The 14749-nt window shown below is 62.7% G+C and carries 14 protein-coding genes and 1 riboswitch; of the genes, 4 read left to right on the forward strand and 10 right to left on the reverse strand.

What is annotated here, in order from left to right:
• Positions 1-67 precede the first annotated feature (67 nt).
• Positions 68-1015 carry a D-ribose ABC transporter substrate-binding protein gene (locus JHX87_RS06810; protein ID WP_271883405.1) on the forward strand — a complete coding sequence of 316 codons (948 nt, stop codon included), beginning with the start codon at positions 68-70 and terminating at the stop codon, positions 1013-1015.
• 67 nt (positions 1016-1082) lie between these two features.
• Here the strand turns inward: JHX87_RS06810 and JHX87_RS06815 are convergent, their stop codons facing one another.
• The 10 genes from JHX87_RS06815 to torT form a co-directional block, all read right to left on the reverse strand.
• The gene (locus JHX87_RS06815) at positions 1083-1556 is read right to left on the reverse strand and encodes a 6,7-dimethyl-8-ribityllumazine synthase (protein WP_271883406.1); all 474 of its coding nucleotides are present in this window, start codon (positions 1554-1556) and stop codon (positions 1083-1085) included.
• A 74-nt stretch (positions 1557-1630) separates the two neighbouring features.
• Positions 1631-1761: riboswitch (FMN riboswitch) on the reverse strand.
• A 158-nt stretch (positions 1762-1919) separates the two neighbouring features.
• Positions 1920-2519, reverse strand: a complete 600-nt coding sequence (locus JHX87_RS06820; protein WP_271883407.1) for a biotin transporter BioY — start codon at positions 2517-2519, stop codon at positions 1920-1922.
• 30 nt (positions 2520-2549) lie between these two features.
• Positions 2550-3524 carry a 5-oxoprolinase subunit C family protein gene (locus JHX87_RS06825; protein WP_271883408.1) on the reverse strand — a complete coding sequence of 325 codons (975 nt, stop codon included), beginning with the start codon at positions 3522-3524 and terminating at the stop codon, positions 2550-2552.
• Positions 3514-4389 (reverse strand): 5-oxoprolinase subunit B family protein, encoded by an 876-nt coding sequence (locus JHX87_RS06830; RefSeq protein ID WP_271883409.1) that lies wholly within the window; start codon positions 4387-4389, stop codon positions 3514-3516. The genes JHX87_RS06825 and JHX87_RS06830 overlap by 11 nt, the downstream gene beginning before the upstream one ends.
• Positions 4386-5771, reverse strand: a complete 1386-nt coding sequence (locus tag JHX87_RS06835) for an acetyl-CoA carboxylase biotin carboxylase subunit (protein ID WP_271883410.1) — start codon at positions 5769-5771, stop codon at positions 4386-4388. The genes JHX87_RS06830 and JHX87_RS06835 overlap by 4 nt, the downstream gene beginning before the upstream one ends.
• Positions 5772-5783: 12 nt before the next feature.
• A complete protein-coding gene (locus JHX87_RS06840) occupies positions 5784-6026 on the reverse strand; it encodes an acetyl-CoA carboxylase (protein ID WP_271883411.1) in 243 nt (80 codons plus the stop codon).
• Entirely contained in the window at positions 6019-6789 is a 771-nt protein-coding gene (locus JHX87_RS06845; RefSeq protein ID WP_271883412.1) for a LamB/YcsF family protein, read from the reverse strand. Before JHX87_RS06845 ends, JHX87_RS06840 begins: the two co-directional genes overlap by 8 nt.
• Before the next feature lie 22 nt (positions 6790-6811).
• Positions 6812-7840: an ABC transporter permease gene (locus JHX87_RS06850; protein WP_271883413.1), complete on the reverse strand. Its 1029-nt coding sequence runs from the start codon at positions 7838-7840 to the stop codon at positions 6812-6814.
• Entirely contained in the window at positions 7840-9402 is a 1563-nt protein-coding gene (locus JHX87_RS06855; protein ID WP_271883414.1) for a sugar ABC transporter ATP-binding protein, read from the reverse strand. Before JHX87_RS06855 ends, JHX87_RS06850 begins: the two co-directional genes overlap by 1 nt.
• On the reverse strand, positions 9402-10475 hold the full coding sequence (gene torT, locus JHX87_RS06860) for a TMAO reductase system periplasmic protein TorT (protein ID WP_271883415.1): 1074 nt from the start codon (positions 10473-10475) through the stop codon (positions 9402-9404). Before torT ends, JHX87_RS06855 begins: the two co-directional genes overlap by 1 nt.
• Before the next feature lie 282 nt (positions 10476-10757).
• Here torT and JHX87_RS06865 point away from each other — a divergent pair, with 282 nt between their 5' ends.
• The 3 genes from JHX87_RS06865 (at position 10758) to JHX87_RS06875 (ending at position 14738) form a co-directional block, all read left to right on the forward strand.
• The gene (locus JHX87_RS06865; RefSeq protein WP_271883416.1) at positions 10758-11693 is read left to right on the forward strand and encodes a LysR family transcriptional regulator; all 936 of its coding nucleotides are present in this window, start codon (positions 10758-10760) and stop codon (positions 11691-11693) included.
• A 377-nt stretch (positions 11694-12070) separates the two neighbouring features.
• Positions 12071-13702 (forward strand): AMP-binding protein, encoded by a 1632-nt coding sequence (locus tag JHX87_RS06870; RefSeq protein WP_271883417.1) that lies wholly within the window; start codon positions 12071-12073, stop codon positions 13700-13702.
• A 76-nt stretch (positions 13703-13778) separates the two neighbouring features.
• A complete protein-coding gene (locus tag JHX87_RS06875) occupies positions 13779-14738 on the forward strand; it encodes a 3-hydroxyacyl-CoA dehydrogenase (protein WP_271883418.1) in 960 nt (319 codons plus the stop codon).
• Positions 14739-14749: the final 11 nt, after the last annotated feature.

Raw genomic sequence — 14749 nt, forward strand, 5'->3', positions numbered from 1 at the left:
AGGCAACGGGGCCCGGCGGATCCTGTGCCACTCACGGCAGATCAACCAACCCAAGGGAGAGAGACTTATGCTGAAAATGACGCGCCGCATGTTACTGGCCGCCGCAGCCTCGGTGCCGCTGCTGGCCAGTGCCGCCTCGGCCGAGGGGCTGATGACGATCATCGTCAACGACCCCGCCAACCCCTATTGGTTCACCGAGGGCGAGGTCGCCAAGGCCACCGCCGAAGAGCTGGGCTATACCGCCAATGTCGCGGCCCATCGCGGTGACACCAATACCGAAAGCACGCTGATCGACACGGCGATCACCAATAAATCCGCCGCCATCATTCTGGATCCCGCCAATGCCGATGGCTCGATCGGGGCGGTACAGAAGGCCGTCGATGCGGGCATCCCGGTGTTTCTGATCAATGCAGAGATCAACCAGGAAGGTCTGGCCAAGGCGCAGCTTGTGTCCAACAACGCGCAGGGCGCGGCCCTTGGCGCGCAGGCCTGGGTCGAGGCCGTGGGCGACAGCGGCAATTACGTGGAACTGTTCGGCGCCCCGCCCGATAACAACGCCCAGACACGCTCGAACGGGTTCGAGACGGTGCTGAGCCAATATCCCGACCTGAACAAGGCCGGGCAAGAGGTCGCCAATTGGGACCGCACGCAGGGCTATCAGAAGATGCAATCGCTGCTGCAGGCCAATCCCGACATCATCGGCGTGATCTCGGGCAATGACGAAATGGCGCTTGGCGCCATCGCGGCGCTGAAGGAATCCGGCAATCTGGAGCAGATCAAGGTCGGCGGCTTCGACGGCTCGCCCGACGCGGTCGAGGCGGTGAAGGCCGGTGAGATGCAATATACCGTGCTGCAGCCCGTCGCAATCTTTTCCGAGGCTGCGGTCCGTCAGGCCGATAATTTCATCAAGACCGGCGAAACCGGCGTCGATCAGGAGAAGCAGCTTTTCGACTGCCTGCTTATCACCGCCGACAATGCCGACAACTACACCTCGGCCTTCGTGCTGGAACAGTAACCACGCAAAAGGGCGCCCACGCGGCGCCCTTTTCAAATATCCTTCTGGCCGATTTGCAATCGGCAGATCAGGCCGCGTCGGCGCGGTCGTCTGCTGCCAGTTGCGCGTCCAGTTCAAGGACCTGGCGGACGGCTTCGGCAGCCTCGGCACCTTTTTTCACGAAATGCTCGCGGAAGAAGCCTGCCACGACCTCTTCTTCGCGATAGTGATGCGGCGTCAGCGAGACCGAGAAGCAGGGCACGCCGGTGTCCAGCCCGACATTCATCAGGCCCGTAACCACGGCACCCGCGACGAAATCGTGGCGGTAGATGCCGCCATCCACGACCAGCGCGGCGGCAACCACGGCGTCATATTTGCCGGTCTGAGCCAGCTTTTTGGCCAGCAAGGGCATTTCGAACGCGCCCGGCACGTCGAAGGCATCGACAGCCGCGCCCGGGATCAGCTTCGGGACTTCTGCCATGAAACCATCATAAGCGCGGTCCACGGTGTCGGAATGCCAGCGCGCTTTGATGAAGGCGATACGAGGGGTTTTATTGGTCATCTTACAGGAACCTTCCGTTAACGTCGTCAGGTCCCAGAGCACGAGCCTTGGCCGCCCCTTGGGATGGATGCGGCCTCGGTTCTCTTTCATCCGGACTATACCGTCGGCCCCGGAGTTCCACCGGATCTGCTGACCCCTTCCGTTGGAAGGGCGCTCGCGGGCTATCACCGCCGGTGGGGAATTTCACCCCGCCCTGAGAACATGACATAGATAGCATTCCCCGGGGCCAAGTCAAAGGGCCTCTTGGCATTTTACCGCAACGGAACACCCGTTACGCCACAACCAAGCTCTGTCGCAGAACAGGCCGAGGCGGTGCCCCGGCCTGTTTGCCGCCCTGATCCTATAGATCGTTGCCGCGCCGGATCATGTTCGATCCGGTCCGGCGGCGGCGCGCCAGGCCAGTGGCAGCACGACCGCCGCCAGCGCGATCTTGAACGCCGCGCCCGGCAGGAAGGGATAGAGGCCGAATTCCAGGATCGGCTTGTCCCAGCCCAGCACCGCGCCCAACCACAGGACGCCGATGCCCAGAATCATGGCCGTGCCCAGAGCCATGGCGGCAAAGGTCGTCGCCAGATTGCGGCCCCATCCTCGCTGCGCCAGCCAGCCGACCAGCGCGGCCGACAGCACGAAGCCCAGCAGATAGCCCCCGGTCGGCCCCACCATATAGGCCAGACCGATGCCCTTTTCGGGCGTCCCGGCAAAGACGGGCAGACCCGCCACGCCCTCGGCCAGATACAGCAGCACGGTCGCCGCCCCAAGCCGCCAGCCATAGGCCATGCCGATCACCAGCACCACGAAGGTCTGCATGGTCATGGGCACGGGATAGAATGGCACCTGCAGCTTGGCCGAGGCCCAAAGCGCAAGGCTGCCCGCAATGGCCAGGATCACCTTGCGCGGCAGGGCCTGATCGCCACGCCACAGCCGGTCGGCCAGCGTCGCAGAATGAGTTGCTCGTATCGTCATGGTCCGTTCCTTCCAGATAGCTGATGACAGTCAGGCCAGCGCGGCGCGCACGCGATCCAGCATGGCGGCGCGATCCTTGCGGGCGTCCAGCGCGGTCTGCATGTCGACCTTGACAAAGCGCGTCGGCGTATTGGGGGGCAGTTGCCCGATCAGATCCATATCGGCCGAAATCACCGTGCCCAGCATGAAATATCCTCCGCCCGACACCGCGTCGCGATGCAGGACGATCGGCTCGGTCCCGCTGGGCACCTGAATAGAGCCGTAGGGATAGCAGGCATCGGTGATATTGGACGGATCCGACCCGGCACCGAAGGGCGGCTCTCGATCCACGAATTCCAGCGGCGATCCGCCCTGGAAACGATAGCCCATGCGATCCGCCTCGGATGCGACCTTCCATGTCTCGTCAAAGAAGGTCCTGCCCGCCGCTTCGGTGATGCGATGCCAATAAAGACCGGGCACCACCCGCAGTTCTGCCGGACTGCCGGGGCTGCGGCGCAGAGCCGCGTGCAGGCTGCGGCCTTCGTCCACTCTACGTCTTGCCGCGCCTATGGGCAGCACATCGCCCGCCTGAACCGCGCGGCCCTCGACACCGCCCAGCGCCCCGATGGCATAGGTCGAGCGACTGCCCAGCGTGGGCGGCGTGTCGATCCCGCCCGAGATGGCGATATAGGCCCGCGCCCCCGATTTCAGATAGTCGAAGGACAGCACCTGACCGGCCTTCACCCTGATCGCGCTCCAGCTTTCCTTCACCTCGCCATCGATCTTGGGCGGCAGGTCGCCGCCGGTCACGGCGATCACCGCATCTTCGCTGAATTCCAGTGTCGGTCCCATGAAGACACATTCCAGACAGGCCGCACCTTCGTCATTGCCGACCAGAAGATTGGCGCTGCGCAGGGCAAAGCGGTCCATCGCGCCACCCATGGGAATGCCAAGATGATAGTAACCGGGGCGTCCCAGATCCTGAACAGTGGTCGCGAAACCCGCTGATACGACATTAACCGGCATAGAGAGCCTCCATCAGCTTGGCATTGGTGCCGTCGATATCCCTGTTGAAATCATCCAGCGAGAATTGCACGTCGCGGATGCGCGGCTGATAGGTATTCGCCTCGACCTCGGACAGGCAGCGGTCATATTCGGCGCGGTCGACGGGTTTCCATTTCACGATATCGCCGGGTTTGAAGAAGACCATGAAATCGCTGAGATAGCTGGTCCTTTGTGTCGGGTCATAGATCGGCATGGGCGTCACCCCGAACATCTGATAGCCGCCTGCCCCGCGCACCGAATAGACGCAGGAAAAGCAGCCACCATAGCCCACCGTCAGCCTGGGCGTATCGGTGCGCGGGCGCAGGTATTTCGGCACCTGAATCTGCCGGTCGCGGTCGACCATCTGATAGAGGAACGGCAGACCCGACACGAAGCCCACCATCGACACGAACCAGGGCGCGCCCGAATGCGCGGCGATGAAATCCTGCACGCTGTCATAGCCGTTGATCCGCGCCGCATATTCGATATCGGTCGCCTCCGGATCCTGATGCCGCTCGCGAAAGCGCATCAGCGTTTCATGCGTCCAGGGGTCCTGATAATAGACCGGGATCTCGATAATCCGGGTGTTCAGAACCGGATCGGCCTGCGCGGCGGTTTCCTCGATCTGTTGCAGCCTTGTCATCAGATCGTCGGGGTGGATCACATCCGGGTCGAACTTGATCTGGAAAGAGGCATTCGCGGGACAGATCTCGGTGATCCCGTCAATGCCCGCCTCGCGGATGGCATTGGTCATCGAAAGGGTCTTGAAGAATGCCTCCAGCGACATTTCCTCGCTGACCTCGACAAAGATATGTTCGTCCGCACCAAAGGTGAATCTCGATGTCATGCGGCATTCCCTTTCTTGTCTGTCAGGGTTGCAGAATGGCTGTCCAGCCAGGGTTCAAGCCATTTGGTGTGCAGCTTGCCTGCCTGAACCTCTGGATCTTCGGCCAGCGCCAGAAACAGCGGCGCGGTCGTCTTCAGCCCGTCAAGGCGAAGCTCGGTCGCGGCGCGTTTCAGCCGGGTGATCGCCGCGTCGCGACTGTCGGCATGGACGATCAGCTTGCCCAGAAGGGAATCGTAGAAAGGCGGGATCTGATAGCCCTGATACAGCATGTGATCGAAGCGGACCCCCGGCCCGCCGGGCAGGCGCATATCGCCGACCACGCCCGGAAAGGGCATGAAGTTATTCGACGGGTCCTCGGCATTGATGCGCACCTCGATCGCGTGACCGGACACTGTGATGTCATCCTGTGACACCGACAGGGCCGCGCCGCCCGCGATGCGGATCATTTCGGCGACCAGATCAATGCCGGTGATCGCCTCGGTCACCGGATGTTCGACCTGAATGCGGGTGTTCATCTCGATGAAATAGAAATCGCCGGTCTGGTCGTCATAGAGATATTCGACCGTGCCCGCGCCGCGATAGCCCACCGATTTCGCCAGTGCCACGGCCGAGGCGCACAGCGCATCCCGCACCGACGCGGAAAGGGCCGAGGACGGCGCCTCTTCCCACACCTTCTGCCGACGACGTTGCAGCGAACATTCGCGTTCAAAGCAATGCACGACATTTCTGCCGTCGCCCAGCATTTGCACCTCGATATGGCGGGCGCGTTCGATCAGCTTTTCCAGATACAGACCGCCATCGCCAAAGGCGGCCTTCGCCTCGGCCGCGGCCTGCGGGGCCAGCTTGGCGAAATCCGCAGCGTTGTCAGCCACGCGGATGCCGCGACCGCCACCGCCTGCCGTGGCCTTGATCATTACCGGAAAGCCGATCTGCGCGGCCAGTTCGGCAGCCGCCTGCAGATCATCAACCACGCCATCGCTGCCGGGCACGGTGGGGACATTCGCCGCCTGCGCCGCCTTGCGGGCCGAGGCCTTGTCGCCCATCGCGCGGATCATGTCGCCGGTCGGCCCGACAAAGGCGATGCCCGCAGCTGCGACCGCATCCGCGAATGCGGCATTCTCGGCCAGGAAGCCATAGCCCGGATGGATGCCATCCGCGCCTGTGTCGCGCGCGGCCTGCAAGACGGCCTCGGCGTTCAGATAGGATTTCGCAGCGGCGGGCGGTCCAATCTCGACCGCCTCATCCGCCATCTCGACGGCCAGCGAATTCGCGTCGGCGGCGCTGTAGACCTGCACCGTGCGGATGCCCAATTCGCGGGCGGCGCGATTGATCCGCACCGCGATCTCGCCGCGATTGGCGATCAGAAGTTTGGTCATAGCCATCGGCCCGCCCACCTAGATCTCAAGCTCGGCCAGCGGCTGGCCGGGCATGATGGCGTCCTCATCCTCGACCAGAAAGGCGGTGATGGTGCCCGCCTGATCCGCCGTCACCTCGGTGAAGCTTTTCATCACCTCGACCAGACCGATTACGTCGCCCGCTGCGACGGTATCGCCGACCTCCTTGTAATTGGGCTGATCCGGGGCTGGCTTTCGGTAAAAGACGCCGGGCAAGGGTGATCGGATTTCTGCTTTAGCCATGGGTCGCTCCTGTGATGTCGGTTTGGGTCGCCGTGGGATCGGCCAGATAATCGGCCAGCGCCGCGCGAACGGATTGCGCGATGGCCAGCACATTCGGCGTGTCGGAATGAATGCAGATCGTTTCGACGCGCACCGGGTTTTCGACGCCTCCGGGGCTTAGCACCGTGCCGTCACGCACGGCGCGCAGGGCCTTTTGGGCCACGGCGTCGGGGTCCAGCTTCGGATGCTGGCGTGTGATCAGCAATCTGCCCTGATCGTCGTAATCCAGATCGGCAAAGAATTCCGGCGTGAACTGCAGCCCACGCGCGGTATAGATTTCCTCGTGCAAGGTGCCGCTGAGACCGAAGATCGGCACCCCAAGATGCTGGGTCGCATCGCAGATCGCATGGGCGATATGGTCCTGACGCGCGGCCATCCCGTATAACGCGCCATGCGGTTTGACATGGCCGAGCCGCAGCCCGGCGATGGACAGGAATTCTTTCAGCGCACCGATCTGATAGATGACGATATTGGCCATCTCGGCGCGGTCGATCTTCATCTCTCGCCGTCCGAAGCCGGGCAGGTCGGGCAGCGAGACATGGGCGCCGATGCTGACCCCGTGGCGCTTGGCCAGTTCGACCGTCTGGCGCATGTGATTGGGGTCGGATCCGTGAAAGCCGCAGGCGATGTTGGCCTGGGTGATATAGGGCATGATCGCCTCGTCATCCCCCATCGTGTAGAGGCTGAAGCTTTCGCCCATGTCGCAGTTGATGTTGACGGCCATTTCGGCATCTCCTTGAACGGTCTCAGTCTTTGAGCGTGGCGACATAGCGAAGGCGGATCTGGTCGGCGATCACGGCAAGGATCAGCAGCGCCCCCAGAACGACCGTCTGCAGATAGGATTCGATCCGCGCCAGGTTCATGCCGTTTTCGACCAGCCCGATGAACAGCGCCCCCAGGATCACGCTTTCCAGCCGCCCCACCCCGCCGCGCAGGCTGACCCCCGCGATGACACAGGCCGCAATCGATTGCAGCGGCATGGAAGAGCCGATATTCGCCTCGCCCGTATCCAGACGCGCGGTCAGCAGCATCCCCGCGACGGCTGCCAGCGCGGCGCACAGCACATAGGTCCAGAACAGGGTGGCGCGGGTATTGATGCCCGACAGCGCGGCGGCCTTGGCATTGCCGCCAACGGCATAGAAATAGCGGCCAAAGGGCGTGCGATACAGGACCACATAAAGCAGCAGCGCGATCAGCCCGGCGACATAGATCGGCGTCGGCACGCCCAGCCAGGTACCAAAGCCGAAGATATCGCCAAAGGCCTGCGGCATGCCATAGACCGGCACGCCTCCGGTCAGGAACAGCGCGATCCCGAAGCCCACCGAGGTCATGCCCAGCGACATCATGAAGGGCGAGACGCCAAAGAACGCCACGCCGATGCCGTTGCAGAGCCCGATCAGCGTGCCTGCGGCGATGCCTGCAAGGCAGCCGATGGCGATGGCCAGACCCGCAGCCTCGGGCATGGCGGCATAGGTCGCGGCCATGGTCAGCGCCCCCACGACCGAGGTGACGGCCAGCGTGGTCCCGACCGACAGATCGAAACCGCCGGTCAGCAAGGCCAGCATCTGCCCCATGGACACGATAGTCAGGTACACCGATTGCCGCAGCACGTTCATCAGGTTCTTCGCCGTCAGGAAATTCTCGGACATCATCGCGAAGACCAGAACGGCAATGGCCAGCAGGAAAGGCAGGATGCCCAGCCTGACGAACAGGCGCTTTGGCAGATCGGTCAGGGCGCGATCCGGGCGCGGGATGGCTTTTGCGGGGCTCGTCATTATGCGGCGTCCCTTTCGAAAAAGTTGGAGAGCAGGTTTTCCTCGGTGATCTGATCGCCGGTCAGCTCTGCCTGAACGCGACCCTGATGAAAGACATAGGCCCGGTTCGACAGGTTCAGGATTTCGGGCAGATCGGACGAGATCAGCAGGATCGCAGCCCCCTTGGCGCATAGTTCGGCGATGAAGTCGTAAATCGCCGCGCGGGTGCCGACATCGACGCCGACCGTGGGTTCATCAAAGACAATCAGGTCGAAATCGCGGGTCAGGCTACGGGCCAGCATCAGCTTTTGCTGGTTGCCGCCGGAAAACTGGCCCGCATCACGCTCGATCCGGCATGGTGACAGGTTCAGCCGTCTGGCCAGATCGCCCGCGATGCGCGCCTCTGCCTTGCGGTCCAGAAAGGCGCCGTTGCGAAAGGGCGAAATATCCAGCGAGGCGAGCGAGATATTTTCCCGCGCAGGCCGCAGCAGCATCAACCCGTCGCCATGCCGGTCAGAGGTCAGATACAAAAAGCCACGCCGCAGCATGTCACGGGTGCGGGGTCTGTCGATCCGCTGACCCTTGAAGCTGATCGACCCGCTGTCGATGCCAAGCGCACCAAAGCAGGCACGGGCGAATTTCGATTTGCCCGATCCGACAAGCCCGGCGAGGCCCACGATCTCGCCCCGGCGCAGGGCGACAGACGCGCCCTTCACCGCCCCGCCTGCCGTGCGAAGATCCTGCACATCCAGAACGATCTCACCGGGTCGGAAGGTCAGCTTGGGAAAGATCTGGCCGACGACCCGTCCGGTCATCAGGCTGACCAGCTCCTCCTCGGAGGTGGTTCGGGCGTCCACCGTATCGATGAACCGGCCATCGCGCAGCACGGTGATGCGATCCGCGATCTGCCGGATTTCCGCCATGCGATGCGTGATATAGATGATGCCGACGCCACGGGCCTTCAGCCGCGCGACCAGACGGAAAAGCTGTTGGGTTTCGTGATGGGTCAGCGAGGCTGTCGGCTCATCCAGGATCAGGACCGAGGGTTCGGTTCTGAAGGCCTTGGCGATCTCGACCATCTGCTGTTCCGCCCGCGTCAGGCGGTCAATGCGCGCCATCGGGTCCAGATGGAACTCCAGCGCGTCAAGAATTTCCTGCGCCTTGCGGCGCTGCGATTTCGGTTGCAAGAGGCCGCGCCTGACCGGCTCGGCCCCCAGAAAGATATTCTCGGCCACGGTCATCTGCGGGATCAGCGAGAATTCCTGAAACACCGCAGAGATGCCCAATTCGCGGGCCTGATGCACGCTGTTCAGCGCGACCGGGCTGCCATCGAACAGGATGCGGCCAGCCGTGGGCGAATTCGCCCCGGCCAGCAACGAAATCATGGTTGATTTCCCGGCCCCGTTTTCGCCGAAGAGCACATGCACCTCGCCAGCGCGCAGATCGAAATTCACATCGTCCAGCGCGCGAATGCCCGGATAATCCCTGGTCAGGCCGACGGTCTGCAACAGCGGATAAGGATGTTTCTGACCCGCGACCGCTGCCGATTTCGGGCGCGGGCCGACCCCGTATTGCCCGGACATCATTCCACCTGAAAGACGGGCTTGAAACCGTCCGGCGCCAGGGTCGAGGTCGGATCGAAACCTTCGACATTTTCGCCGGTGACCACGAACAGCGCCGGGCCGACATGTTTCAGCAGATCCTCTCCTTCCAGGGCACGGACCGCCTGATCGACAGCGATGCGGCCCTGAACGGCGGTGGAGTCCGTCGGCGCGCCAAGGATCTGACCGCGCCTGATCCCCTGATAGACGCCGGGCGTGAAATAATAGGCGGCGACCTTGATCTGGTCGGTCAGCCCCTGCGCGCGCAGGATCGGGACTGCGGCTTCGGCCGTCACGGCGGTGCCGACGATATAATCCAGATCGGGATTTGCGGCGATGGTGTCCTCGACCAGCTTCGCCTGAACCTCTTTGCCGGTATCGCCGTATTTCGTCTCGACCAGTTCGATCGCGCTGCCCTGAATCGCCTCGGCAAAGCCTGCATTTCCGGCCTCGACCCAGCCTGCACCGGCGGGACCGGGGAACCAGGCGACCTTGACGGGATCGCTCCCGGCGGGATGCAGCCCGGCCAGGTAGTCGCCGGTCTTGGCGCCCATTTCGCCAAAGGATACCAGCGATTTGGCCGTCAGCGCGGGCGAGGAAATCCCGTTGATCACATCAATGACCGGGATGTCGCGGGACCGGACCTCTTCGACCACATTGTTCAGCCCATCCAGCGAGATCGCCCCGATGATCACCGCATCCGCGCCGGCGGCCACGCAATCCTCGATCTGCGAAATCTGCTTGTTCAGCTCGGTATATCCGCCGGCCTCGACGACCTGCATCCTGACGCCCAGACGCTTGGCCTCTTCGGTCACGCCGTAATCGACGCCCAGCCAATAGGCATCCTTCATATGCGGAAAGGACACGCAGATATCCCAGGCCTGAGAGGCCTTTTCCAACGGCGTGTAATCGGCGTCGCGGCGCGGGCTGTCCATGTCGAAGGCAGGCTGCCAGACCTGCACCGGATAGGGATACCAGCCTTCTGCGGTGGCGGCGGCGACCGGCAGCGCCGCAAGGGCCGCTGTCATCGTCAGCCGAAACATGGCCTTGTTCATTGTCTTCCTCCCTTGGGTGCCCACGTTCCGGGGCGTGACGCTTGCTGCGCCTTTCAGGCAACGGCGAAGGCCCGCCGCAGCACCTTTGAGAGTGAGAGCGGATGACATTATTGTAAAATTCAAATATTTTCTATGTGATATCGCTTTATAAGATATGATCGCCTGAACGCCGGGCGGGCTTTTCGCCCGAAAACCGGACGAACAGTCAGCGGAGCACGCGAAAGGGCGGAATAACTGCAGACGAGAGCAGCTAAAAACAGATAAGGGATATCCGAAAAACAGATGGAGCCGACATTCCGCCAGATTCGCTATTTCATCGCCGCAGCCAATGCGGGCCAGCTTTCCAAGGCCGCGATGGAGATCAATGTCTCGCAATCGGTGATCACCACGGCGATCAAATCGCTGGAAGAGATGGTCGGCACGCCGCTGTTCGACCGCCATTCCGGCGGCGTCAGGCTGACCTATGAGGGCAATCTGTTCCTGGATCACGCCCGCCATATCGTCGAATCCGTGGAAGAGGCGATCCGCAGTCCGCGCCGGATCAGGGATGATATTCGCGGCACGATCAATCTGGCGATGTCCTATACGGTCGCGGGCTATTTCCTGCCCAGCTATCTGGCCCGCTTCGCCCGGGCCTTCCCACAGGTGCAGATCAACCTGTCCGAAACCGACCGCGCCAATATCGAAGAGGGGTTGGTGACCGGGCGCTTTGATCTGGCCGTGATGCTGACCTCGAACCTCGTGAACCATGAAGAGCTGTCGCATGACGTGCTGATCCGCAATCGTCGGCGCCTGTGGGTGAATGCGCATCACAAATTCCTGACGCGGCCCTCGGTCTCGCTGCAGGATATCGCGACCGAGCCCTATATCATGCTGACCGTGGATGAGGCCAGCAACACTGCCCAGCGATACTGGAACCGCACGCCTTACCGGCCCAATGTCACGTTCAGAACCTCCTCGGTCGAGGCGGTGCGCAGCATGGTCGCGAACGGAATGGGGATCTGTATCCTGTCGGATCTGGTCAGCAGGCCGTGGTCGCTTGAGGGGCGGCGGGTCGAGCGTCTGGACGTGACCGAGACCATTCCCACCATGGATGTCGGGCTGGTCTGGGCACATGCCCGGACGCAATCACCCGCGACAAGGGCCTTTGTCGAATTCATGCAACTGGCCATCAGCGTGAACGACCATCAGGCCTCTGTCCATTCCAGTCTTGACTGACAGGCCCCTGCCCTCTGGCAGCTAAAGTCAAATTCTCATCGCGCGGACACAATTTTCGCGCCCGGTTTCATGTCAGTTTCGCCGCAGTGACCCCGAACGGGGATCGGCGCGACATTCGGCCTTGCACGCCCGTCGCCCGGATTGTGGCAACGGGAGGACGCCATGTTCACAAGCACCATGACACAGGCATCGCCTGCATCCTGCGCAAACTGCGCCGCCTGCCCAGGACCGCGATCGGCGGACGGGCGCGGCGCCGGTCGCAGACCCGGCTGTCACTGACGCGCTGCAACGGGGCCGAAGCCGCAGGGACAGGGCGGCGGACCCACCACATCTATCACCGACATCAGAACAAGCCCCAACCGGGGCGGGAGGAACACATGAACAAACCCTGGCTCGACACCTATGGCGACAGCATTCCGGCGACCATCGACGCGGATATCTACCCCTCGGTTACGGCGCTGTTTCAGCGCGCGGTCAGTGATTACGGCGATTTGCCCGCCTTTGAATGTTTCGGCCAGCGGATGACCTATGCCCAGATCGACCGGCAGGCGACGGCCTTTGCCGCCTGGTTGCAGGGTAAGCTGGGCATTCGTCGCGGCGATCGCGTGGCGCTGATGTGCCCCAATATCTTTGCCTTCCCGATCGTCATGCACGGGATCATCCGGGCCGGTGCCGCGCAGGTAAATGTGAACCCGCTTTATACCCCGCGGGAACTGGCCCATCAGCTGACCGATGCGGGCGCCGAGACCATCGTGATCTTTGGCGGCTCGACCCCGGTTCTGGCCGAGATCATCGACCAGACGCCCGTGCGCAATGTCATCACCGTGGATCTGGGCGACGGGGCCGGGCTGGCGATCCCCTCACCCCAGGTCGATGCGCGGCTGGACGGCGCGGTGGCGTTGGCCGATGCGCTGCGCGAAGGCGCCGATCTGCCCTTCGCCCCCGTCAAACTGAAGGGCGATGACATCTTGTTCTTCCAATATACCGGCGGCACCACCGGCCTGTCCAAAGGCGCGGTGCTGACCCATCGCAACCTTGTCGCCAATACCGAGCAGTTCAAGGCGATGCTGCCCGAGGCGCAGGTCCCTTCCAGCGAGGTCGTGGTACTGGCCCTGCCGCTGTATCACATCTTTGGCCTGATGATGATGGTGGCCTATTCCGCGCTTGGCGCGCGCATGGTGCTGATCCCCAATCCGCGTGACATGGACGCCTTTGTGGATGCGATCAAGGATACGAAATTCTCGGTCCTGCCGGGGGTAAACACGCTGTTTCAGGCGCTGACGGCGCATCCGCGTGCAAGCCAGATCGACCTGTCGAATTACAAGGTCGCCATCGGTGGCGGTGCCGCCGTGATCGAAGCCACCTCGCGGAAATGGCACGCGCTGACCGGCTCGCATATCAAGGAAGGCTATGGCCTGTCCGAAACCTCGCCGGTGCTGTGCCTGAACACGATGGCGATCACCGACTTCACCGGCACATGCGGCCTGCCCGTCCCCTCGACCGAGATCCGCCTGCTGGACGATGACGGCAATCCCGTGCCGATGGGCGAAGCCGGCGAAATCTGCGCACGCGGCCCGCAGGTCATGCGCGGCTATTGGAATAATGATGAGGCCAACAGCGCCGCCTTTACGGCGAACCGCTTCTTTCGCACCGGCGATGTCGGGGTGTTCACGCCGGAAGGCTTCGTCAAGATCGTGGATCGCAAGAAGGATATGGTGATCGTGTCCGGCTTCAACGTCTATCCCAACGAGATCGAGGCCACCGTGACCGCCTGCGACGGCATCGTCGAATGCGCCTGCATCGGTGTACCCGACGACAAGACCGGCGAAGCGCTGCGCGTCTATGCCGTCCGCAGCCAGGACAGCGCGCCCTCGGAGCAGGATGTCATCGCGCATTGCCGCAAACATCTGACCGGATACAAGGTGCCAAAACAGATCGTCTTTATCGAGGCGCTGCCGAAATCGAATGTCGGCAAGATCCTGCGCCGCGAATTGCGCAAGGACGCCTGAACGGCCCTTTCGATACATCCATGTCACGGGCCGCGATACCGCGGCCCGCGCCCCCTATCACGAAACGAGGCAACCCATGTCTGGAAGCAATATCAATCATGTGACCGTGCTTGGCGGCGGCGTTCTTGGCGGGCAGATCGCCTGGCACAGCGCCTTCAAGGGCAAGACCGTCAGCGTCTTCGACCCCTCGCCCGAGGCGCTGCGGAAATGCCGGGACGCCCATCGCAGCTATGCCGAGATCTACACGCGCGATCTGGGCGCCAGCGCGGCCGATATCGCTGCCACACACGACCGCGTGACCTATCGCGGCGATCTGGCCAGCGCCGTCGCCCAGGCCGATCTGGTGATCGAGGCCGTTCCCGAAGTGCCCGGGATCAAGAAGAAAGCCTATACCGATATGGCGCCGCTGCTGCCCGCGCATACGATCATCGCGACGAATTCCTCGACCCTGCTGCCCAGCGATTTCGCCGAGGATACCCGCCGCCCCGACAGATATTGCGCGCTGCATTTCGCCAATCTGATCTGGACCTATAATGTCGCGGAATTCATGGCCCATCCGGGCACCTCGGCCGAGACGCTTAAAAAAATCGCGCTCTTTGCGATCGAGATCGGACAGGTGCCGGTTGCCACGCAGAAAGAGGTGAACGGCTATGTGCTGAACGGCTGGTTCGTGCCGCTGCTGACCTCGGGCCTGTCGCTGGTGGTCAATGGGGTCGCCACGCCCGAGGATGTCGACCGGACCTTCATGATCTACAATCGCGGCTGCGGCGTCGGGCCCTGCGGCTTTATCGACATGGTCGGGATCAAGACCGCCTATGACGTCTCGGCCTATTGGGGCGAGGTCGCGGGCGATCAGCAGATGAAGGACAATGCCGCCTATCTGAAAGAGCGTTTTCTGGACAAGGGGCTGCAGGGGATGATGGGCGGTCAGGGCTTTTACAGCTATCCCAACCCGGCCTATGCCGATCCCGGCTTCCTGGCGGTTCCCGACGCGACCGTGGTGCCGGATCTGGTGCGCCGCGCGCTGCTGACCTGATCGGTCGCGGT

It is taken from the genome of Paracoccus fistulariae, from assembly GCF_028553785.1.
GTDB classification, from domain to species: domain Bacteria; phylum Pseudomonadota; class Alphaproteobacteria; order Rhodobacterales; family Rhodobacteraceae; genus Paracoccus; species Paracoccus fistulariae.